This is a genomic window from Acidithiobacillus sp. YTS05 (assembly GCF_024396695.1).
In the GTDB taxonomy this organism is placed as follows: Bacteria; Pseudomonadota; Gammaproteobacteria; order Acidithiobacillales; family Acidithiobacillaceae; genus Igneacidithiobacillus; species Igneacidithiobacillus copahuensis.
This window is the reverse complement of sequence record NZ_CP094359.1, coordinates 605,843-626,294: the sequence shown is the minus strand read 5'-3', so window position 1 is coordinate 626,294 and position 20,452 is coordinate 605,843. Positions and strand designations below refer to the sequence as shown.

General features: G+C 59.7%; 20 protein-coding genes, 1 tRNA gene and 1 other RNA gene. 9 read left to right on the top strand and 13 right to left on the bottom strand.

Annotated elements, in window-relative coordinates; translation table 11 throughout:
• Window positions 1-4: 4 nt before the first annotated feature.
• From MQE22_RS03125 to MQE22_RS03110, 4 genes are all read right to left on the bottom strand, one after another.
• Window positions 5-1,756 (bottom strand): peptidoglycan D,D-transpeptidase FtsI family protein, encoded by a 1,752-nt coding sequence (locus tag MQE22_RS03125; protein WP_215870900.1) that lies wholly within the window; start codon window positions 1,754-1,756, stop codon window positions 5-7.
• Window positions 1,753-1,938, bottom strand: a complete 186-nt coding sequence (locus tag MQE22_RS03120; RefSeq protein WP_215870899.1) for a hypothetical protein — start codon at window positions 1,936-1,938, stop codon at window positions 1,753-1,755. Before MQE22_RS03120 ends, MQE22_RS03125 begins: the two co-directional genes overlap by 4 nt.
• Window positions 1,939-1,995: 57 nt before the next feature.
• Window positions 1,996-2,072 (bottom strand) — tRNA-Pro (locus MQE22_RS03115).
• Between the two features lie 5 nt (window positions 2,073-2,077).
• Window positions 2,078-3,046 (bottom strand): polyprenyl synthetase family protein, encoded by a 969-nt coding sequence (locus MQE22_RS03110; RefSeq protein WP_215870898.1) that lies wholly within the window; start codon window positions 3,044-3,046, stop codon window positions 2,078-2,080.
• A gap of 146 nt (window positions 3,047-3,192) precedes the next feature.
• On the opposite strand from MQE22_RS03110, the gene MQE22_RS03105 reads away from it, so the two are divergent.
• From MQE22_RS03105 to MQE22_RS03090, 4 genes are read left to right on the top strand one after another with little or no spacing between them, the layout of a single operon-like run.
• Window positions 3,193-5,547 (top strand): glycoside hydrolase family 15 protein, encoded by a 2,355-nt coding sequence (locus MQE22_RS03105; RefSeq protein ID WP_215870897.1) that lies wholly within the window; start codon window positions 3,193-3,195, stop codon window positions 5,545-5,547.
• Window positions 5,544-6,329 (top strand): 3-oxoacyl-ACP reductase FabG, encoded by a 786-nt coding sequence (gene fabG / locus MQE22_RS03100; RefSeq protein WP_215870896.1) that lies wholly within the window; start codon window positions 5,544-5,546, stop codon window positions 6,327-6,329. The genes MQE22_RS03105 and fabG overlap by 4 nt, the downstream gene beginning before the upstream one ends.
• 4 nt (window positions 6,330-6,333) lie before the next feature.
• Complete coding sequence (locus tag MQE22_RS03095; RefSeq protein WP_215870895.1) at window positions 6,334-7,845, top strand: GMC family oxidoreductase; 1,512 nt, start codon at window positions 6,334-6,336, stop codon at window positions 7,843-7,845.
• Window positions 7,846-8,994 carry an MFS transporter gene (locus MQE22_RS03090; protein WP_215870894.1) on the top strand — a complete coding sequence of 383 codons (1,149 nt, stop codon included), beginning with the start codon at window positions 7,846-7,848 and terminating at the stop codon, window positions 8,992-8,994.
• A gap of 29 nt (window positions 8,995-9,023) precedes the next feature.
• Here MQE22_RS03090 and MQE22_RS03085 read toward each other — a convergent pair whose 3' ends face one another.
• Both MQE22_RS03085 and MQE22_RS03080 read right to left on the bottom strand, forming a co-directional pair.
• Complete coding sequence (locus tag MQE22_RS03085; RefSeq protein WP_215870893.1) at window positions 9,024-10,052, bottom strand: SLAC1 family transporter; 1,029 nt, start codon at window positions 10,050-10,052, stop codon at window positions 9,024-9,026.
• 162 nt (window positions 10,053-10,214) lie between these two features.
• Window positions 10,215-11,150, bottom strand: a complete 936-nt coding sequence (locus tag MQE22_RS03080; RefSeq protein ID WP_215870892.1) for a sulfur oxygenase reductase family protein — start codon at window positions 11,148-11,150, stop codon at window positions 10,215-10,217.
• A 359-nt stretch (window positions 11,151-11,509) separates the two neighbouring features.
• On the opposite strand from MQE22_RS03080, the gene MQE22_RS03075 reads away from it, so the two are divergent.
• Window positions 11,510-13,216 (top strand): proline--tRNA ligase, encoded by a 1,707-nt coding sequence (locus MQE22_RS03075; RefSeq protein ID WP_215870891.1) that lies wholly within the window; start codon window positions 11,510-11,512, stop codon window positions 13,214-13,216.
• Window positions 13,213-13,662 (top strand): universal stress protein, encoded by a 450-nt coding sequence (locus MQE22_RS03070; protein ID WP_215870890.1) that lies wholly within the window; start codon window positions 13,213-13,215, stop codon window positions 13,660-13,662. The genes MQE22_RS03075 and MQE22_RS03070 overlap by 4 nt, the downstream gene beginning before the upstream one ends.
• Here MQE22_RS03070 and MQE22_RS03065 read toward each other — a convergent pair.
• On the bottom strand, window positions 13,659-14,294 hold the full coding sequence (locus MQE22_RS03065) for an ABC-type transport auxiliary lipoprotein family protein (RefSeq protein ID WP_215870889.1): 636 nt from the start codon (window positions 14,292-14,294) through the stop codon (window positions 13,659-13,661). The genes MQE22_RS03070 and MQE22_RS03065 overlap by 4 nt on opposite strands.
• On the bottom strand, window positions 14,291-15,229 hold the full coding sequence (locus MQE22_RS03060; protein ID WP_215870888.1) for an MlaD family protein: 939 nt from the start codon (window positions 15,227-15,229) through the stop codon (window positions 14,291-14,293). Before MQE22_RS03060 ends, MQE22_RS03065 begins: the two co-directional genes overlap by 4 nt.
• A 64-nt stretch (window positions 15,230-15,293) precedes the next feature.
• Between MQE22_RS03060 and MQE22_RS03055 the strand changes: the two genes are divergently transcribed.
• Genes MQE22_RS03055 through MQE22_RS03045 form a run of 3 tightly spaced genes read left to right on the top strand, consistent with a single transcriptional unit; the run spans window position 15,294 to window position 18,269 of the window.
• Entirely contained in the window at window positions 15,294-15,953 is a 660-nt protein-coding gene (locus MQE22_RS03055) for a protein-L-isoaspartate O-methyltransferase family protein (RefSeq protein ID WP_226826995.1), read from the top strand.
• A gap of 2 nt (window positions 15,954-15,955) precedes the next feature.
• Window positions 15,956-16,498: an isochorismatase family protein gene (locus MQE22_RS03050; protein WP_215870887.1), complete on the top strand. Its 543-nt coding sequence runs from the start codon at window positions 15,956-15,958 to the stop codon at window positions 16,496-16,498.
• Between the two features lie 7 nt (window positions 16,499-16,505).
• Window positions 16,506-18,269, top strand: coding sequence for a M61 family metallopeptidase (locus tag MQE22_RS03045; RefSeq protein ID WP_215870886.1), 1,764 nt, complete (start codon window positions 16,506-16,508; stop codon window positions 18,267-18,269).
• Here MQE22_RS03045 and MQE22_RS03040 read toward each other — a convergent pair.
• The 5 genes from MQE22_RS03040 to MQE22_RS03020 all read right to left on the bottom strand — a co-directional run bounded on the left by MQE22_RS03040 (window position 18,254) and on the right by MQE22_RS03020 (window position 20,446).
• Window positions 18,254-19,048, bottom strand: a complete 795-nt coding sequence (locus tag MQE22_RS03040; protein WP_215870885.1) for a TIGR00282 family metallophosphoesterase — start codon at window positions 19,046-19,048, stop codon at window positions 18,254-18,256. The genes MQE22_RS03045 and MQE22_RS03040 overlap by 16 nt on opposite strands.
• Window positions 19,045-19,641, bottom strand: coding sequence for a 5-formyltetrahydrofolate cyclo-ligase (locus tag MQE22_RS03035; RefSeq protein ID WP_226826993.1), 597 nt, complete (start codon window positions 19,639-19,641; stop codon window positions 19,045-19,047). Before MQE22_RS03035 ends, MQE22_RS03040 begins: the two co-directional genes overlap by 4 nt.
• Before the next feature lie 4 nt (window positions 19,642-19,645).
• A non-coding RNA gene (gene ssrS / locus MQE22_RS03030) (6S RNA) lies at window positions 19,646-19,827 on the bottom strand.
• An 8-nt stretch (window positions 19,828-19,835) separates the two neighbouring features.
• Window positions 19,836-20,153: a cell division protein ZapA gene (locus MQE22_RS03025; protein WP_215870884.1), complete on the bottom strand. Its 318-nt coding sequence runs from the start codon at window positions 20,151-20,153 to the stop codon at window positions 19,836-19,838.
• A complete protein-coding gene (locus tag MQE22_RS03020; RefSeq protein WP_255790095.1) occupies window positions 20,150-20,446 on the bottom strand; it encodes a hypothetical protein in 297 nt (98 codons plus the stop codon). The genes MQE22_RS03025 and MQE22_RS03020 overlap by 4 nt, the downstream gene beginning before the upstream one ends.
• Between the last annotated feature and the right edge of the window lie 6 nt (window positions 20,447-20,452).

Here is a 20,452-nt window from a genome sequence, read left to right as displayed (position 1 = left end):
TGTCTCAATTTCCGCCTCCTTCCGCCCAGATCTCTGCCTGCGCCTGCGTAATCTGGTTAGTGGCCGAGGTGCAAGGGTGCGTACCACACCAACGCGGTGCGATTCCCAGTTGCTGCAAGGCGTGGTGCATGGTCACGCGAAACACCGGTGCCGACTCCACACCACCAAAGTTCCAATACCGCGTGCTGCCGCGCAAGGATACCGCCATCACCAGATCGGGCGCAAAACCGGGGGCAAAACCGACAAAGGTAGCATTGGTCTTGTTCTTCTGGAAACCATCCTTGCCGTTGGCGAGGTTAGCGGTACCCGTCTTGCCCCCCACCGCGTAGCCGGGAATGGCGGCGAGAATACCGGTGCCATTGGCGCTACAGACACCCTCCAGCCAGTGGCGCAAGTGCCTGGCGATCCCCTCTGCCATGATGCGATCGCGACGGGCGGGTTGTCGGTCAATCAGGACCGGTTGCACATGTACGCCGCCATTGGCGATGGCGGCATAGCCCTCGGCCAGCTGCAGGGTCGTCACCGATACGCCGTAGCCCAGGGCGATGGTCGCATGGCGCGCCTTGTCCCAGGTGTTGGGCGGCGGCAGGACCCCACTGGTACCCCCGTCGAAGCCCAGGTCAGGGTCCTGCCCAAAGCCGGCCTTGCGGTACATGTCGTAGATAGCGTCCGGTGCGGTGCGCAAGGCGATCTTGGCCGCGCCAATGTCACTCGAATATTTGAGAATGTGAGCCACATCGAGTTCCTGGTGGACCACATCGTCACGCAAACAGAAACCCCCAATCGGCAGGCAATGCGATACGTTGAAGCTTTCGTCCGGCTGAATGCTGCCAGTAGCCAGTGCGGCAGCGACGACAAAGGGTTTCATCACCGACCCCGGCTCAAAGGCCTGATGCACTGCATTGTTCACGTAGTCGTCAGGACTGGCACAGCCATTTTGCATATTCGGATTGCAGGACGGCACGCTGACCATGGCGAGAATCTGGCCAGTGTGCACATTCATGACCACCGCCGAACCGTTCTCCGCGCCAAAGTGCTTCTGGGCGGCGCGCAAGGTCATATAGGCCCAGTACTGGATCTGCGGCTGAATGGTGAGGTGCAGGTCATGGCCGTTCTGCGCCGGCTGCGTCTGTAACACCCGCAGGATGTCACCCTTGCCATCCACCAGTACCTTTTCCCGCCCGGGCTTACCCTGCAACCAACTGTCAAAACCGCGTTCCAGTCCCGCCGCACCATGGTGATCCAGATGCACCAGACCGAGCAGCGGAGTGGTTACCGAGCCCAGAGGATAGTAGCTGCGGCTGGTTTTTTCGACGTAGATACCAGGTACATGCAGCTTTTCCAATTCCTGGCCGAGCTGCGGATGCACTTGGCGCAGCAGATAGACAAACTGCGCCGACCCCCGCTGGAGGCGGGCTTCCAGATCACTTTCCGGAATCTGCAGTGCCTGGGCGACGGCTGGCCACTCTTTGCGGTAGTGCTGAAAGATTCGCGGATCGGCCCAGATGGTGACGGCCGGGACATTGACCGCCAGGGCCTGGCCGTTGGCGGCATAAATGATGCCGCGCTGGGCAGGCAGGGGACGCTCCTGCACATAGCGCATCTCACCCTGCCCGCGTAGCAGGTGTTTTTGCAGGAACTGTAATTCGGTATCGCGGCCCAACACCAGGGCCAGGCCGCCAAGGATGAGCAAAATCAGGAGACCGGCACGCCAGCCGGGAAGAGCCCGAAAGCGCGAACTGGGTTCCCGGCTCATGGCTTGCGCGGGCAGAGCGGATCGTTACAGGGGATAGCTGATCGCGGCGGAAAATAGCGCGCACAGCGGCGGCATTGCTGCAGATCCTGCATCTCTGGCTGTCCTGGCTGCAGATGCCTTGCCCGGCGCCAGCGCCACACGCCATAGGCAGCAATGGCAATCAGGATGAGATATTTCCACATCCGACCGGCGGTCTCCCCTATAGAAAAAACGCCTGCTATGCAAGCAGGCGCTGTTGTTGGTCGGGGCGAGAGGATTCGAACCTCCGACATCCGCCTCCCGAAGGCGGCGCTCTACCAGGCTGAGCCACGCCCCGATGCGTTAGTGGTCACGATGGACCGCAAAATCTGCCAAAAACTGCAGAGCTTCCTTCTCGGAACACTCTGGAAAATCCTGCAGGCAATCGTGTGCCTGACGGGCGATTTTTTCAGCAGAGCGCAAAGTGTATGCAATGGCGTCGGTCTTGGCAATGATTTCGAGCACCTGGGGGAGATGCTGACGCGTTTCATCGGCCAGAGCTGCACGAAGTATGGCCTGTTCCGCCGGGCTCGCCTCACGCATGGCATGGATGAAAGGCAAGGTGGCCTTGCCATCGGCCAGATCGTCACCGCGATTTTTGCCCATGCGTTCGGCAGCGGCCTCATAGTCCAAGGCATCATCCATGAGCTGGAAAGCCGTTCCCAGGAGTCGACCATATTCGGCCAGGGCATTTTCCTGCTCGACGGACACCCGATTGACAATGGCTGCCAGACGCGCGGCGGCCTCAAAAAGCTTGGCGGTCTTGGCGGCGATTACGGCATAGTAACTCTCGGGATCGAGGTCGGCATCGTTGGCGTTTTCCAGCTGCGCCACCTCGCCTTGCGCGATGACACTGGTGGCCTCGGCCATGGTTGCCATGATCCGCATGTCGCCATCCTTGACCATCATCTCGAAGGAGCGGGCATAGAGAAAATCGCCGACAAGAATCGCCGCGGCATTGCCCCAGATCTGATTGGCGGTGGCATTGCTGCGCCGCAATTCGGAACCATCCACCACATCGTCGTGCAACAGGGTGGCGGTGTGAATGAACTCCACGACCGCTGCCAGGGGAATGGGTCGGTCACTGCGATCTCCTCCCAGACGCGCCGCAAGCAGAAGGATTATCGGGCGTAGACGCTTACCGCCGGCATTGACGAGATAGGCCCCCATGGCAGGGATGGTGGGCACGCCAGATTGCAACTGTTCCTGGATGACACGGTTCACTGCCAGCATGTCGGCCTGGACGAGCTCTTTTACGCCAGCAAAATCCATTCTGTGCTCTCTCCCGCTATGGCGCGAATCCTATGAACCGCGCAAATTCTGGCGATTGTCGGTAGCCGGGCGCTTCTTTGTCAAGGCGATTTCCATCTTCGTACCCTATACTTGTATGCAACGTTACCCGGGAAGGAGTGTAGCCGATGTCTCATGCACCATCGCCCAGCTGGCGCCACCCCGTCTGGGCCACTGCCCAGAAAAGTTGCGTTGGCGTTGCTCCCAATAACAGCCGCGTGTGGTTTACCGTAGGGCGGGGAATCCTGACGGAGGTTTTCTACCCCCGCATCGATATCCCGCAGATTCGCGATCTGGGCTTCATCATTGCCGACGATCAAGGCTTTTGGGTGGAGATCAAAACCCTGGCCAACGACGAATTTCAACTCGAAGATCCGCAAATTCCACTACCCCGAATCACCCACCATCATGAACGCTTCACCTTCTCCCTGCGCATCTGTCCCGATCCACGTCGCGACGTCCTGCTGCTGGAATACTCCCTGGAAGGTGACGAGAAACTCCGCCCGTATCTGCTCTGTGCCGCCCGCCTGGGAGGGGACGCCACCCAAAATCAAGCTTGGTGTGGCAGCTGGGAGGGTCGTGAGTTGCTTTGGGCCGAACAGGGCCCCTTTGGCCTGGCCCTGCTCTGCCAGAACCAAGAGGGGTTACCGGGCTATTTCCGTCGCTCCGTGGGTGAGGTCGGCGCGAGCGATCTCTGGCAGGACTTCCATCAGAATGGTCGTATGCTTTGGGAATACGACAGCGCCGGGCCCGGCGAGGTGGCATTATCCGGTGAATTGCCACGCCAGGGGCATCTGGCGCTAGGTCTCGGCAGCAGTAAAGAAGCGGCCGCCACCAATGCCTGGGCCTCGCTCGTCTGTGGCTTCGCGCAAATTGCCGAGGAATATCAGACGGCCTGGCGCAACTGGCATCGTCAGCATCCCCTACCGCGCAGCTTCGCTCGTAAGATTCCCGAGGATCTGCATACCCTTTATGCCCGCTCGGTCAATGTCCTCAAAGTACACGAGGATCACACCTTCCCCGGTGCCCGTGTGGCGAGTCTTTCCGTGCCCTGGGGCGAGGCCAGCGACAGCCGCGGCGGGTATCACTTGGTCTGGTCTCGCGATCTGGTGGAAAGTGCCGGCGCTTTGGTAGCCATCGGTGCCCTGGGCGAGGCTCGCCAGGTATTGGCCTACCTGATCAGCACCCAGCAGGCCGACGGGCATTGGCTGCAGAATCAGTGGCTAGGCGGCAAACCCTTCTGGCAAGGGATTCAGCTCGATGAGGCCGGCTTCCCCGTGTTGCTCGCCAGTCTGCTTCGGGAACGCGAGGCCTTGCAAGACATGGCGGTCACCGACATGATCCAGCGCGCCCTGCAATTCATCGTCTGCGAAGGGCCGGTTACCGGCCAGGATCGCTGGGAAGAAGATGGTGGCATCAATGCATTTACCCTCGCCGTCGCCATCGCTGCACTGGTCGAGGGGGCGTCCTTTCTGGAAGGCAAGGCGGCGGCGTGCGCCCTGATGCTCGCAGACTATTGGAATGTCCATCTGGAAGAATGGACCTTTGCGCGTGGTACCGATCTCGCCCGGCGTTTTCAGGTATCGGGGTACTTCATGCGCATGGCTCCAGCCGACGTCCTCACTCAGGACGGGGCCAAGGATGAATGGCTACTGATCAAGAACCGCGCTCAGGATCCGCACTGGTCCGCCGACGAACAGGTGGCAACGGACTTCTTACAATTGGTGCGCTATGGTTTACGTGCCGCCGACGATCCGCATATTCAGGATTCGGTCAAGGTCATGGATGGCCTGCTCAAGAGCGACACCCCCAGCGGTCCGGTCTGGCACCGCTACAACGGCGATGGCTACGGCGAGCACCGCGACGGCAGCCCTTTCGACGGTACCGGCATCGGGCGCGGCTGGCCGCTGCTCACCGGCGAGCGCGGCCATTATGCCCTCGCTGCCGGGGAAGATCCGCTGCCCTACCTGCGCGCCATGGCGGCCATGACCGGCGCGGGCGGTCTGTTACCGGAACAGATCTGGGAAAGTGATCCGATCCCCGAAAAGGGGCTGTTTCCCGGTAAGCCCAGCGGCTCCGCCATGCCCCTGTGCTGGACCCACGGCGAGTTTCTCAAGCTCTGCCACAGCACGATCAAAGGGCATGCCGTGGATCGTCCAGCGCAGACCTGGAAACGTTACGCGGGCAAAAAGCCGGAACTGGACTACCGCATCTGGCGCCTGCGCCATCGGCCACGCGAATTGCTGGCCGGGCAAGAGCTGCGAATTCTCCTGGCCGCGCCCTTCCAAATTCACTGGGGCATCGATGGCTGGCAGAAGGTACAGGATCTCGATGCCGAAGACTGGGGTCTGGGATACCTGGCCTGCCTGCCTACCCGCAAATTACGCCCCGGGCGGAGCCTACAGTTCGCCTTGTATTGGCCAGACAGCCAGAGTTGGCAAGGAGAAGACTTTTCCGTGCAGATTATTGGAGGTGCGACATGATCAGTATCGACCTGGCCGGTAGAACGGCCTTGGTGACGGGGGGCAGCGGCGGATTGGGGCGTGCCATGAGCGAGACCCTAGCTGCGGCCGGGGCAGAGGTGGCGGTGCACTACCGCAAAGGACAGGAAGAGGCCGAAGCCGTGGTACGCAACATCGAGAAAGCGGGGGGCAAGGCTCGGGCCTTTGCCGCCGATATTTCCGACCCGGAGGCAGTGGAACAGCTCCTGAGCAACGTCGAACGCGCGTTTGGCGGCTTGGATATCCTGATCAACAATGCGGGGATGGATGGCCCCCATGCCCTGGTAGGGGACGACGACCCGCAGGCATGGGAAAAAGTCATCGCGGTGGATTTGCTGGGTCCCTATTACTGTGCCCGCGCCGCCATCTCCCGAATGGAGAAGAAAAAACACGGCGTGATTGTCAACGTCACCTCGGTACATGAATTCATTCCCTGGGAGGGCTACAGCGCCTATACCAGTGCCAAGGCGGGCCTGTCGATGTTCACCAAGACCCTGGCCCAGGAAACTGCCGACAAGGGCATTCGGGTGGTCGCCCTCGCCCCCGGCGCCATCAAGACCCCTATCAATCAGTCGGTCTGGGACGATCCAGAATCCCTCAAAGACCTCGACAAAAAAATCTCCATGGGTCGCTTGGGCAAACCCGAAGAGGTTGCCGCAGTCGTGGCCTTTCTGGCGAGCGATCTGGCCAGTTACATCACCGGCACCACCCTCGCCGTGGATGGCGGCATGCTGATCTATCCCGATTTTCGCCACGGCGGCTGAACCCATGGACGCCGACGTCCTCATCGTCGGCAGCGGCGCTGGTGGCGGTACCCTCGCTCGCGCCCTGGCCGACAGCGGTTTGCGCATCCTGATTCTCGAGCGTGGTGATTACCTGCCGCGCGAATGGGGCAACTGGGACCCACAAACGGTCTTTGCAAGTTACCGCTACCATACCGAAGAAACCTGGGGGGATGGCAACGGCCAGCCTTTCCATCCGGTGACGGGCTACCACGTGGGTGGTAATACCAAATTTTACGGCGCGGCCATCCTGCGGCGGCGTCCCACGGATTTCCAGGAGCGTCGCCATGTCGACGGGGTGACACCGGCGTGGCCCATTCGGTACGAAGATCTGGCGCCTCATTACGATACTGCCGAGCACTGGTACTTCGCCCATGGCGCGGCCGGGAGCGACCCTACCGAGGGACCCCGTGGCCCCTATCCATTTCCCCCCATGCCCCACGAGGAAGACGTAGCGCTGGTCGATACGGCCTTACGCGCCCAAGGATATCATCCTTTCCCCCTACCGCTGGCGTTGCACCGCTTGGAAGACGACCCTGCGCAGAGTCCTTGTGTGCGCTGTCCCGCCTGTGACGGCTTTCCCTGTCTCGTTCATGCCAAGGGCGACGCCGAGCTCTGTGGGGTACGACCGGCTCTGCAACACGCCAATGTCACCCTGCTTCGCAACGAGCGAGTACGCAGGATCCTTCTTGCAGAGGACGGCAGACGGGTATCCGGGGTGGAGACCGATCAGCACCGCTACCATGCCCGTCTCGTAGTCCTGGCGGCGGGTGCGGTCAATAGCGCTGCCCTGCTCCTGGCCTCCCGCAGCGAGACTTTTCCCAACGGCATCGCCAACCGTAGTGATCAGGTTGGACGCAACTATATGTGTCACCTCAACAGCGCCTGCATGGCGATCAAGATCACCCGCGAGAACCGCAGTATCTTTCAAAAAACCCTGGCCCTGAATGATTTTTACGAAGACTCTGGCGATCCCGATTACCCCTATCCCCTTGGCCATATCCAGGGCCTTGGTAAGGTGACACCAGCCCTTCTGCATGCGCAACGTCCGCGCTGGCCAATTCCCATGACCGCCTGGGCGGCCAGTCATTCTGTCGACTGGTGGCTGACGACAGAGGATCTGCCAAGCCCCGAAAACCGCGTCACCCTGGATGAACGCGGCGGCATCCAGCTGCATTGGCAACCCAAAAATCGTGAGAGCCATCGTCGCCTCTGCGCAAAATGGCAAGACATTCTGCAGAAGATCGGCTTTTCCCTGGTGTTCTTTCAGTCCATGGATATCTCCGCTACCGCCCACCAGGTGGGAACCTGCCGCTTTGGCGATGATCCGCAGACGAGTGTTCTCGATCGTAACTGCAAGGCCCATGATCTCGACAATTTATATGTGGTTGATGCGAGCTTCATGCCTTCCATCAGCGCGGTGAACCCCTCTCTCACCATCATGGCCAACGCCATCCGCGTAGCCAGCGTTCTGCGCGAACGACTGCGGAGCAGCTGAGTGAAAAAGGGCACGACAGCGGTATTTGCGGCGGGGTTTCTGCAGGGTTCGGCCTTCGTCCTGATCCCGGCGCTGGGGAGTATCCTGCGCAGCGCGCCGTACAACATGAGCAATAGTACCTATGGCATGTTGTATTTTCCGGAGATCATTGGTGCCGTCATCGCCGCTCTCGCCGCCGGGAGCATCCATAGGCGCCTCGGTGCGCATGGACTCTTTCGCATTGGCATCTTGAGCAACACGATCGCCATGGGACTGCTGGTCCTTGCCTACTTCAGCGGGCATGGTTCCGTAGTTTTTCTGCTGCTCGCCGAAACACTGCTTCTTGGCGTCGGTTTTGGTCTGACCAACGCTGCCATCAACCGAGCTTCTACCCTGATCTTTGCCGGTAGCGCCACGGCGGCCGTCACCCTCCTGAATGCCGTGATTGGCGGCGCCACGGCAGTTTCTCCCATGCTCCTGCATCTGTCCTCCAGCTGGCTGACCTGGGTACTGTGGCCCGCGGTCATCCTCCTGCTCTGGCTGCTGGTCTTGCTCCTGCCCCAGGCCCAGGAAGAACAACAGGGGCAAGAGATCGGTGGCTTGCGCGCCTGGAAAAAGTCCATGATCCCCTTTGCTGCCGCAGTCCTCATCTACGCCATCTGCGAGGGTAGCTTTGGCAGTTGGGCGAATATTCTGGTCAGCGTCGATCATCATTTGCCGCGGGCAACGGGTGCTGCAGCCCTGTCCCTGTTCTGGGGCGGCGAGACCGTCGCGCGCTTTGTCCTCGGATCCATTCCCGACCGCTGGCTTTCGCGACGCTGGGTCTATCGTGCCGTACCCTTGGGAATGGCTGCCTGCTTTCTGATCATTCCGCAGTTGCAAAGCGGCGAATCTCTGCTCTTGTTCTTTACCTTGGCGGGAATAGCCTGTGGCGTCTATTACCCCTATAGCATGGCGTTTGGGGTTGCCCGTCATGGCGAGGAGGGAACACAAATGGCAGGGCTACTGGTGGGGGCATTGATGGTGGGTGAGGGCATTGGCTCGACCGGACTGGGGCCACTGCAATCCTTATTGTCTCTCAACCAGATTTATCAGTTCTCCGCTTTGTGGGCCATTCCCCTGCTCTGGCTGGCTTGGCGCAACAGCACGGGACAGAACCCAGCGCACTAGAAAAATCGAATTTTTGTGCCAATCGACAGTCAACGTATCTCCTTGGCGAAATAGCCCGCTGTGACTCTGCGCCATAGCTCCCAGAAAATACTGGCAAACCAGAAGAGTAACGCGAAAGATCCAGCCACAATCCCCAAGCAGTGGAACGCGGGGATCGAAAGGATGGATGCCGACTGCAGGCAACTCAGCGCGAATACCGATGTGGAGAACGTGGGAGGCCAGGCAACAGGATTGCGGAAGGCGCAGTCACGGAACAGAAAAATGGCGCTGCGAAAGGCTATTGGAAAGAACAGAACGATGGCGAGAATTTCCGCCAGTAGCATCAGCATGGCGAGCGCATGGTGTGCCACAGGGGTCAAATCCTGCCAGGCCCACGCATGCCCCAGAGCCAGGGCGGCGAATCCGGCACAGCCCATGGCGATCCACCAGGGGGCCTGCGGTACGCCATGCAAGCCAAAGCGACGGATGCGCAGGGCTGCCAGGAACGCGATGGCAACATATAGAATCCCACCCAGCAGGGCACCGGCAACGACGACAAGGTTCCAATCGCTTTGCGTCGATGCGAGGACATCTCCAGTAGCAACACCGGCTCCCAAGACCGCTGCCGGCACCAGAAACCATGCGCCACTCACCCGTTCCAGCGAAATCCCGAAGCGGTATACAGCCAGGAAGAATGGTGCGGCGCAAAGAAGTACCAGCAGCCAACTGAGAGCGAGCAGGAATTCTGCCAAGCCCAGCAATGCAGTCATGCCTTCCACATGCGCAAAAAAAGCCATCCCCGAGCTTACTACCGCCAAGCCAAGGGGAATGGTGTGGGCGCCGACGTACTGATCAGCTGACCTGCCGGCAAAGTTGGGGATCTGTGGCATCGACAGGAATCGACGCCGGAGCCAAAACCAAGCTAATGGGATGTACACTGCCTGCAGGCAGGCCAAGGTGAGCAAGGTTGCGGCCAGCAGCCAATAATTAGCCGCTGCTGCTACGCTTGCCGTTCCGCCGGTGGCCATGACCACCGCGTAGGGCATTGCTGTCGGTTTGCAGTCGGCTTTTCTTTTCACAAAAAGTCTCGCAAATTCCGTAGCGTTGCATACAGCAGAAAAAGAGCGAACGCTCCGAAAACCGACTTCTTTCTCATCACCAATCCGTGGCACTACATCCATCAACGACTGATCCGCCCAGAAGAGGGGCGAACCAGTCTGGTAAACTACCTCATCTCCCCATTATTTTACCAGCTTTTTCCGCCACTGCCCTTGCTCCATCATCGGCGCGAAAATCTGGTAATAGGGGCCCTTGTCGAGGTGTGCCAATACACCATCGTTGTGAATCTGACGGCACTCATAGTCGAGCATCGCGTGGGCGATGCCCATGTGCGCCGCCTCTGGCGATTCCCACTCCATGTGCACTAGATATTGCACTGGAGTTTGCCCAGGAATTGGTGGCGTACTGGGGATCGCGCTGCCGCGATTGGTATTATATTTTGGCGGATTGGCTCCCAGGGTTGCCTTCAACATTCCTTGCGGATCGAGCTGGAAGGAACCAATGGCCGAAACACCGAATTGCTTTAGAATCATCCAACCAATCATTCCGGGGACGTTCTCTTTGAACCAACTGAGCGTACGCTCTGCCCCCTCCTCAAACGCCGTTTCATGCCCATCCATGACCCAATGGTCACCAATCGCAATGGCCCGTTTGGCAGCCAGCGCTACCTTGGGAACAGCCTCTTGCTTGGCAAAGGCTCCGCCCAAGGCAGCGGGAACATCGGTCATGGCAATGATCGGTGGCAAATCCGAACGGACGATTTCATAGTATGGCTCCCACGGCCCCTCGATCACCATGTCCAGACAATCACCGCAAAGCTCATAAATTTCCTTGAAATTATCATGATGCATTTCTTCGTGGGATTTTACGTCTTTCCATACGGTGTACTGAAACATGCCGATAGGATTGAGCGTCTCGTGCATATCGATAGCACCGCCGCCGTAGCGCCCTGCCATGGGATGGATTCCGGTTTGCAGCAATTGTTCAAAGCCCAGGAATCCGGGGTGGGATGCCGTGGTAATGCAAACTTTCGGCCCAACTTTCATCATCGTCTGATAGCTTTCCGGACGATTGGCAACTTTTGACTGATTGATGGCAATAATAGGGTTATTACTCATTCCTCATCTTCTCCTTTTTCCGTTGCAAGACAAAAATTATGACCCATCAAATAAGACAAAGTTCAAATATTGTAGAAAAATCTAATTTGAGATAAATACATACAAATAAATGGACAAAAAATTGCAAAAAAACTCGCCGATTACGCCATAGAAGAAAGTAAATTTCGCTGATATACACCCGCCAAAAAAACTGCTGCCGCGTGATCACCGGCGCGCTCCACGGCGCAGCAGCGAAATCATGCGACCTACCCGACGCACGGCGCGCGGAGACATGGATTATCCGATAGCGCGCCCTCCCCCTTTTGCGTGGCCCTGACTTTGCCTACACTGCACCATCTTTCTGTAGTCATGGATCGGGTATGCGCGCCAGTCAATTCTTTCTTCCCACCCTCAAGGAAACCCCCGCGGAAGCCGAGCTCATCAGCCATCAGCTGCTGCTGCGCGGCGGTTTCATCCGCCGCCTCGCTTCGGGCCTCTACACTTGGCTGCCGCTGGGCCTGCGCGTACTACGTAAGGTAGAGGGGGTAGTGCGTGAGGAGATGGAACGCGCTGGTGCTCAGGAAGTGCTGATGCCGGTAGTACAACCGGCAGAGCTGTGGCAGGAGTCGGGGCGCTGGGAGCTCTATGGCCCCGAGCTGTTGCGCCTGAAAGATCGCCATCAACGTGATTTCTGCCTGGGACCGACCCACGAGGAGGTGATCAGCGATCTGGCGCGGCGGGAGATCCGCTCCTATCGACAACTACCGCTGAACCTGTATCAAGTGCAGACAAAGTTCCGCGATGAGATTCGTCCGCGCTTTGGACTCATGCGTGCACGCGAGTTCATCATGAAAGATGCCTATTCGTTTCACATCGATCAGGATTCCCTGAGGGCCACCTATCAGGAGATGTACGACGCCTACCGCAACATCTTTACGCGCCTGGGCCTGGAATTTCGCGCCGTCGATGCCGATACCGGGGCCATTGGTGGTAAGGCCTCCCATGAATTCCATGTGTTGGCGGATTCCGGAGAAGATGCCATCGTGCATTGCTCGGCCTGCGACTACGCGGCCAATCAGGAGCTGGCCCGTAGCCGCCCGCTGCTGGACAGCAGCGATCCCCTTCTGCCTGCCGAGCAACGGGCTACTCCGGGGATTCGCACGGTAGAAGATCAGGCGAAGGTGCTCGGCATAAGTCCCGCTCAGGTGGTCAAGAGCCTTCTGGTCTTTGCCGATGACAAACCCACGCTGCTTCTGCTGCGGGGAGATGACGAGCTGAACCTGATCAAGGCGGCACGTGTGCTGGATGCGGACACCCTACGCCTCGCCAGCGCCGAAGAGACCCGGGAGCTGCTCGGCGTGCCCTTTGGCTTTCTCGGCCCCAAGGACTTGCCGGCCCCCCTGCCCATCGTCGCGGACCAGCGGGTTCTCGTCCTGCGCAATTTCAGTACGGGCGCCAACATTGGCGGACAGCACTGGCTGCATCTCAATTGGGAACGCGATCTGCCGCGCCCCCAAGCAGCGGATCTGCGTAACGTTCAGGTAGGGGATGCCTGTCCGCACTGTGCCACGGGTAGTCTAGGCATTCGCCGCGGCATTGAGGTGGGACACGTTTTTCAGCTGGGCACCCGCTACAGCGAGAAGCTGGGCGTGCGCGTCCTCAATGAGGCCGGGAAAGAGCAGGTCGTGCTCATGGGCTGCTATGGCATTGGTGTATCGCGCATCGTCGCTGCCGCTGTCGAGCAGAATTTTGACGAACGTGGCATCTGCTGGCCAGCCACCATGGCGCCCTTTGACGTTGGCATCGTCGCCATCCAGGCCAAGAAATCGCCGACAGTGCTGGCGGCCGCCGAAGCGATGATGGCGCGGCTCGAGGCAAAAGGACTGCAGGTCTTCCTCGATGACCGCGACGAACGTCCGGGGGTACAGTTTGCTACCATGGACCTGATTGGCCTGCCCCATCGCTTGGTCATCAGCGAAAAGACTCTGGCGCAGAATCTTTGGGAATATCGCGGCCGCCGCGACAGTGAAAATCACCTGATCAGCGAAGCAGAGGTGCTGAGCATCCTGCAAGGAGAACCCAGATGAGCTATCACAAAATCCTTGTCGCCGTCGATTTCAGCGGCATGGCCGGCACGGTCCTTGCGCACGCAGGCGAGGAGGCGCGCCTGCATCAGGCCGAGCTCACCTTGCTGCACATCCTTGATACTCAGATCATGGACCTGCAGCTTCCGGAGGAGCTGTTACCGAGTTCTCTGGAGATGATGCAGCGCCTGCGTTCGCTGGCGCAGGAACGACTGGATGCCCTGCAGAAATCTACCGTCGTTCCAAGCCATGGTGTACTTCTCGAAAAAGCGGGTGGCATTGGCAGGAATATCTGCGAATACGCGGCGGAAGGGACTCATGACCTGATCGTCATCGGCAGTCAGGAGCAAGGGGCGATTGGTCGCCTACTATTGGGTTCTGTGGCCAGTGCCGTGGTCCATCACGCGCACTGTCCGGTACTAGTGGTCAAGGCTCCTGCAGCCGCTTAGTCTGCGGCAGGACTGTGTTGCGCCGCCCAGTCGCCGATCTGCGCCACCAGCTCCTGAGCGGCCCAGTTCATGGCAGTGGCACCCGCAGCGGGTCCAGCACTCGGCAAGGGCGCCTGGACGGCAAAGCTTTTCTGCGCCAGAACGCGATAGCCCTGGGCGGCCAGCAGGGTCGCGGTACAGGAGATCTGCGCCGCGCCCGCCGTGGCATCGCTATAATGCACCGTAAAATCTTGCAGCCCCAATTGCAGTAGCAAGACCGGACGGCCCGCCTGCGTCGGCCCCAGGACGGCGCGCCAGTCGCCCTGCTGTCGCAGACGTTGGCTCAGTAACACGGTCAGCATCTGGCCCGGCGCCGCCGCCCAGCGCGCATCGTTGTACGGCCGCAGGGCCTGGGGATTGGCATACCCCAAGCGGTAGAGGTACTCCTCGCCCGCCAGCCAGCTCGGCGCCGTGACGGCTTCCAGACGCAACACGCCGGCCTGGTGTTGCCCCGCGGGCTGCGTATCCGGCGCAGCGGTCAAGGCATACGGCTGCTGCCACGCCGGCGCACTGGCACAGGCCGCCAGGGCCAAGCTTGCCGACGCCAGTGCAGTACCCACGAGAACGCGCCAGAAATTTGCCTTTCCCTTCATGAATTCCCCCCGGCAAAGCCCGACTGTCCCGGTCCGGGCGGCGGTGCTCCACGCCCATACAAGAGGGATTGCGGGTTTTGCCGCAATTCACGACTCAGGTTGCCCAGGTCCTGACTGCTTTGCAGTAGACTCTGCGTCAGGGCATTGAGCTGCGGGAGCGTCTGATCATTGAGGACGGCGACACTCTGCTGACCGGAACTCGCCAACTGGTGCAAGGCAACACTGGTGCCGTTGAGCTGTTGCAGAGGTGCCTTGGCGGCAAGTGCCAGATCATCCAGGTGACGCACGAGTTGCTGACTGGACTGCATGGTCGAACGTGTCGCGGCGATGGTCGACGGCAACTCCCGCAGAGCTGGCTGTAAAGCGGCCTCCAGCTCGGCCAGCTCAGCGCTGGCCTGGTCCAAGTGCCGCAAGGTCGCCGTAAAGTGCTTGCGGTTCTCCTCATCGAGGAGGTCGTTCATGCGAAAAGCCAATTCATTGCCCTGCTTGACCAAGGATTCGCCACTGCGGGACAGCACCTGAATGAAACTCGGATGCATCGGAATGTCGGGAGCCTGTCCTGGCGCATGCGCTAGCGGAGAAAAATCCGTGCCGGCATCGTTGAGCGACAAATAGCTCAGTCCCGTCACCCCCTGCGGTGCCAGCTCGGCAAAGGTCGCTTTGGTGATCGGAGTATTGGCGTCGATACTGACCTGCACCTGCACCATACGCGGATTGCGTGGATCGAAACCAATGGACTTCACCTCGCCCACGCGCACGCCTTTGAAACGCACCGGCGCTTGCACTGTAAGACCCGTCACACTGTACGGGGAGATGACATTGTAAAGCTTGCCGACCGGCGCCGAATGGTGCATCCAGAGTCCGGCCACCGCGAGTGCTACCCCCAACACGACAACGAAGACCAAGGCAATCAAAGCGTGCGCCCGACTTTCCAATGATCGACTCCCGGAAAAATTGACTTGCCCTAGGCGGCATGCCTAAATGTAGCAGGTATTTTGGATGATTCCCATGCACTTCGACAGCCTTCGCCAAACCATGATCGACACCCAGATTCGCACTTGGGATGTTCTCGACCCGGAAGTTCTGCAAGTTCTGCAACTCGTCAAGCGGGAACAGTTCGTGCCTGCGCAGCTGCAGGAGCTCGCCTTCGCCGACTTTGAAATCCCCTTGGGGCACGGCGAACGAATGTGGACACCAAAGATGGAAGCGCGGGTTTTGCAGGAGTTGGAAATTCGCCCGCAAGACCAGATCCTCGAAGTTGGCACCGGTAGCGGCTACTTTACCGCCCTGTTGGCCAGTATGGGCAAGATCGTCCATAGCGTTGATGATCGTGCCGATTTCATTCACGCCGCCGAAGGGCGTCTGCAAATGCAGGGCGTTACCAATGTTCATCTCCATGTGGGTGATGCTGCGGGCGGCTGGACCGTATCCGGCCCCTTCGACGTTATCGTCCTGACCGGTTCTCTCCCGCAGCTTCCCAAGGCCTTTCTCGAGCAGTTGAACCCCGGCGGGCGCCTGCTGGCCATCCTCGGGGAGTCTCCGCTTTGCAAGGTGCGCCGCTATCGCCGCGGCGCCGACGGCAGCCTGGGTAGCAAGGACCTGTTTGAAACGGACATCCCCGCGCTACGCCACCCCGCCAGCAAGAAATTCCAGTTCTGAAGATGCGGGTTCGGGCAGCACGCAGCCTCGTCCTGGCCATCGACCTGCAGGACAAGCTACTGGCCATGCTGGGGGACGAACGCAAGGAAACCCTCTTGCACAACGTCCGTCGCTTCCTGAATAGTGCCAAAGCCTTGGAACTTCCCATTCTGCTCTCGGCCCAATATCCCAAGGGGCTCGGTGCGATCGATCCCAGCCTCCACGATTTCGGTCCGACGTTCGAGAAAACCGAGTTCTCCTGTCATGCCAACCCCGCCTTACGCAATGCGCTGCGTTCCCGGGTGGATCGCCGGCAGATCTGCCTACTGGGAGTAGAAACCCACATCTGCGTGCTGCAAACGGCCCTCGACCTGCAGGCCCAGGGCTGGCAGGTGCTTGTCGCCATCGATGCGGTAGCCAGTCGCGAGCTCCGGCAGAGCGAGTGGGCACTCGAACGTCTGCGCCATGCCGGTGTCATCCTCAGCAGCACCGAATCCATCTTCTATGAATGGATGGAGGACGCCGCCGATCCACGCTTTCGCCAACTGGCGCCCGCCTGGCGCTGAGGCATTCATGAATCTGCAATACCATATCCGTCTGCAAGAAAATGCCCACCTGATTCAGGTAGATCTGCACCTTGCCGAGCCCGACCCAGACGGTCAGATTCTTGCCCTGCCCGCCTGGGTGCCCGGCAGTTATACTATCCGTGATCTCGCCCGCCACATCGTCAGCATGCGGGCAACGGCAGGCGGACGGCAATTGCCGGTGGAAAAATTCCGCAAGGATCATTGGCGCTTGGCTCCCTGTATCGGCCCGGTAACCATTTCCTATCAGGTCTATGCCTTTGACCGATCGGTGCGCACTGCCTACCTTGATGACAGGGGCGGGTTCTTCAATGGCCCGGCAGTATTTCTGCGGGTACTTAGTCAGGAGCAGCAAGAACATATCTTGCAAATCAGTGGTCCTGCCGACTGGCAATTGGCCACCAGCATGGAAGCGATCTCTGACAGCGCGTGGTCCTGGGGCGAGTTTCGCGCCCCCGACTACCGCAGCTTCTGCAATCATCCCTTGCTCTTCGGCCCCCTGCATCGGGTGGACTTCTGTGCCGGAGAATTACCTCATCACCTCGCTCTGTTGGGCCACGGCAACCCAGAGTTACTCCGCCTGGGCGAGGATCTTGCCAGAATCTGTGCCTACCAGCAGCAGTTCTGGGGCGGTAGCCCCTTCTCGCGCTATCATTTTCTGTGCATGAGTGGGCAAAACGCCTATGGTGGCCTCGAACACCAGGCATCCTCTGCACTGTTGTGCAACCGTAGTGACCTCGACGGCACGGATCCCAAAGGCTACCGTCAGTTTCTTGGCCTCGCCAGCCACGAGTATTTTCATTCCTGGCTGGTCCAGGGTATCCGTCCGGCGGCATGGAGTGACAGCTTCTGGGAAACAGAGATGATCAGTCGCGATCTCTGGGTCTTCGAGGGTATCACTTCCTACTACGACAGCCTGCTTCTGTGTCGCGCAGGCCTATGGTCTCCGGCACAATACCTCGAAGAACTGGGACAGGAAATCACTCGCCTCGCCCGGCGTCCCGGGGAAAGCTATCAGAGCCTGGCGGAATCCAGTGCCGACGCCTGGACCAAGCTCTATCATCCGCATCCATCCGCGGCCAACTTCGAGATCAGCTATTACAACAAGGGCGCCCTTGCCGCCCTCTGTCTCGATGCGCGACTGCGGCAGCGTGGCGCCAGCCTCGACGCGTTTCTGCGCCGACTCTGGCAAGACTATGGACAGAGGCAGCGGCCTCTCCCAGAAGGCGAAATTTTTACCCTCCTCGAGCCTATTTTGGGAAATACGGGGGTCGACGAAGTGCGGCAGTGGGTTACCGAAACGCAGCCCCTACCCCTGCAAGAATGTCTGCAGATTCTGGGGGTCGATCTGCACTGGCGTGCTGCCCGCGACGAGCAGGACCGTGGCGGTGTGGAGATGGACGTTCGACGCGCGGATCTCGGTGCAAACTGGAAAAAGGCAGCAATCGGCGTCGAACTGACCTTCGTGCGTGCTGGCGGAGCGGCGGAACAGGCCGGTCTTTGTCCGGGGGACCGTCTGCTGGCCCTGGACGGAGAGGAAATCCTGGCCGAGACTCTGCAGTCCCAAATCGATCGACTGACTCCAGGAATCCCTCGGCACCTGCACTTTCTGCGCGATGGCCGGATGCACGAGTGCGATTGCGTTTTGCTTGTTCCCCCGCTGGATACTGCCTATCTACAGATCGGCGCTGGCGGAGACCAGCGCTGCAGCGACTGGCTCAGTGGGGCTTCAGTAGCTCAATCCGCGGGGTAGTCCCGACGAATCCGCTCCACCTGTACTGCCTTCCCCGTCTCGGTGTCGATTTCTGCCAGTAGACCACAGAGGCTCGCCACGCCATCGACCACCGGCGCTCTGGCAGGCATGGCGTCGATGAATCGGCGCTTGGCAATTTCCCGATCCACCCCGATGATCGAATCGTAACAACCGCACATGCCGGCGTCACTTTGATAAGCCATACCCCCGGGGAACACCCGCTCGTCCGCCGTAGGAACATGGGTATGGCTACCGACCGCCATGCTGACTCTGCCGTCCAGATGCCAGGCAAGGGCATATTTTTCGCTAGTGGCCTCCGCGTGCAAATCGACGAGGATCACATCACAGCCGGCTAGTTCGTCGCCCAGGGCGACGTCCGCGGCACGGAAGGGACAATCGTAGAGCGGATGCATGAACAAGCGCCCCATGAGGTTGAGCACGCCGAGGCGCCAGCCGTTTTTTTCGATCCGCAGCGCCCCGCGACCCGGCGTACCGGGAGGTGCGTTATAAGGACGAAGCAGCCGCGCCTCCTCCACAATAAAGCTGATCGTTTCTTTTTGATCCCAAACATGATTTCCTGCGGTAACTGCATCGATGCCGCAGGCGAAAAACTCGTCCAGGATCTTGCGCGTGATTCCCGCACCACCAGCGGCATTTTCGCCATTGACCACTACCGCATCCAACACTCTTTCCGCGCGCAGATCGGCGAGCCCTCGCTGCAGGGCACGGCGTCCAGGCGCTCCCATCACATCGCCCGCAAAGAAAATTCGTACGTTCATCGTCGAAAACTCCGGTACTCTCGTTCCGTGGCAATGGCATCCAGAGGAATATCCCATGGCTCCGTCGGCAATTCTCGCACCTCCTGAAAGGCGTGGGCTACCCCCACCAGACGGGGGCGACGCCAGTGACGGCGATGCCGCAATGCTGCCAGGCTGCGATCATAGAAGCCTCCTCCCATACCCAGACGTTGGCCAGTGGTATCGAAAGCGACCAACGGCAACAACAACAGGTCCAGCTCTGCGGCAGATTTCCAGTAACGACGCGGCACCTCGGGTTCGGGGATTCCCAGACGGTTTCTGCTGAGGATTGTACCTGCGGAAAACGGCGCAAAACGGAGCTCAGTCGCGTGCAAGCCAGCCAGAACGGGGAGAAAGAACCGTTGGCGATGCGACCAGGGCAGTTGCAGGATAGGCAGGGCACCAATTTCCCCGCGCATGGGCCAATATAAAGCAACGGTACCCGCCTTGCGGAGAATTGGGGAATTTCGTAATTGCCGAAGCAGGCCACCCTCCGCCTGGCGAAGATCAGCGGCACTCAAGGACGCGCGGCGTTGCCGCATGCTACGACGAATATCGATTTTGGATGCCGACAAAGAAAAACTCCCCGCTTGGGTCGTGGCGCCCGCTATCCCACGAACCTGATGACCAGGTCGGGAGCCCGGGAATCGTATCAGGCTACTCCGCAGGGGAGCGGCACACCAACGATATGGACCAAGGCCCCCTGGATAGACAATGTTGGTTCAGGAAATATCCCGGAACCACGAGCCCCGCAGGGAGTAGTCCCAAGCTACTCCGCGCCCTGCCCCATGTCAACCAGGTTCCGCAGTCGGGCAGTCACGGTCTCCAGAGTATTCTGCGCTTGTTGCAATTCACCCTGGCTACGCTGCAGGTCAGCAGCGAGATTCAACGCAACCATGAGCAGGGCGCGCTCCCTCTGGACGCCCACGCCCTGACGCACCTTGGCGGCCTGCAAACGCTCCTGCAGCGTGACAATAGCCTGCCCGAGCAGATTCCGTTCTTCGGGCGAGCAGGTGATTTGATAGGATTGATTGAGAAACTCTGCGGCGATCAGCTCGCGCGCATCGGCGGCATTGCCCTGACTCATCGCTGATACTCTTCCCTTTCCCAGATGGAGATTTGCTCCAGTAAGCGATCCAGACGCTCGCGAATGTCTTGCTGCTGCCGACGAAGCTGCAGATTTTCTGCTTCCAGGATCTCTTTTTCCCGACGTAGCCGCGCAAGTTCGGCAATCTGCCCCACTCCCCGCACCTGGCGGCGCAGAGCGTGATAATCGAGTATCATGGCTTCGACTTGACCCAGGAGAGATTCGACCCGAGATTCCCGCACGCTTACCCCCGGCTTCCGTGTGGCAAGGAGTGTACGAAGGGCAGCAGGCATTTGCAA

Excerpts from the sequence above, each read along its gene's own strand:
- MQE22_RS03125 (WP_215870900.1), bottom strand. The coding sequence starts at position 1,756 with ATGAGCCGGGAACCCAGTTCGCGCTTTCGGGCTCTTCCCGGCTGGCGT.
- MQE22_RS03120 (WP_215870899.1), bottom strand. The coding sequence starts at position 1,938 with ATGTGGAAATATCTCATCCTGATTGCCATTGCTGCCTATGGCGTGTGG.
- MQE22_RS03110 (WP_215870898.1), bottom strand. The coding sequence starts at position 3,046 with ATGGATTTTGCTGGCGTAAAAGAGCTCGTCCAGGCCGACATGCTGGCA.
- MQE22_RS03105 (WP_215870897.1), top strand. The coding sequence starts at position 3,193 with ATGTCTCATGCACCATCGCCCAGCTGGCGCCACCCCGTCTGGGCCACT.
- fabG (WP_215870896.1), top strand. The coding sequence starts at position 5,544 with ATGATCAGTATCGACCTGGCCGGTAGAACGGCCTTGGTGACGGGGGGC.
- MQE22_RS03095 (WP_215870895.1), top strand. The coding sequence starts at position 6,334 with ATGGACGCCGACGTCCTCATCGTCGGCAGCGGCGCTGGTGGCGGTACC.
- MQE22_RS03080 (WP_215870892.1), bottom strand. The coding sequence starts at position 11,150 with ATGAGTAATAACCCTATTATTGCCATCAATCAGTCAAAAGTTGCCAAT.
- MQE22_RS03075 (WP_215870891.1), top strand. The coding sequence starts at position 11,510 with ATGCGCGCCAGTCAATTCTTTCTTCCCACCCTCAAGGAAACCCCCGCG.
- MQE22_RS03070 (WP_215870890.1), top strand. The coding sequence starts at position 13,213 with ATGAGCTATCACAAAATCCTTGTCGCCGTCGATTTCAGCGGCATGGCC.
- MQE22_RS03065 (WP_215870889.1), bottom strand. The coding sequence starts at position 14,294 with ATGAAGGGAAAGGCAAATTTCTGGCGCGTTCTCGTGGGTACTGCACTG.
- MQE22_RS03055 (WP_226826995.1), top strand. The coding sequence starts at position 15,294 with ATGATTCCCATGCACTTCGACAGCCTTCGCCAAACCATGATCGACACC.
- MQE22_RS03050 (WP_215870887.1), top strand. The coding sequence starts at position 15,956 with ATGCGGGTTCGGGCAGCACGCAGCCTCGTCCTGGCCATCGACCTGCAG.
- MQE22_RS03045 (WP_215870886.1), top strand. The coding sequence starts at position 16,506 with ATGAATCTGCAATACCATATCCGTCTGCAAGAAAATGCCCACCTGATT.
- MQE22_RS03040 (WP_215870885.1), bottom strand. The coding sequence starts at position 19,048 with ATGAACGTACGAATTTTCTTTGCGGGCGATGTGATGGGAGCGCCTGGA.
- MQE22_RS03025 (WP_215870884.1), bottom strand. The coding sequence starts at position 20,153 with ATGAGTCAGGGCAATGCCGCCGATGCGCGCGAGCTGATCGCCGCAGAG.
- MQE22_RS03020 (WP_255790095.1), bottom strand. The coding sequence starts at position 20,446 with ATGCCTGCTGCCCTTCGTACACTCCTTGCCACACGGAAGCCGGGGGTA.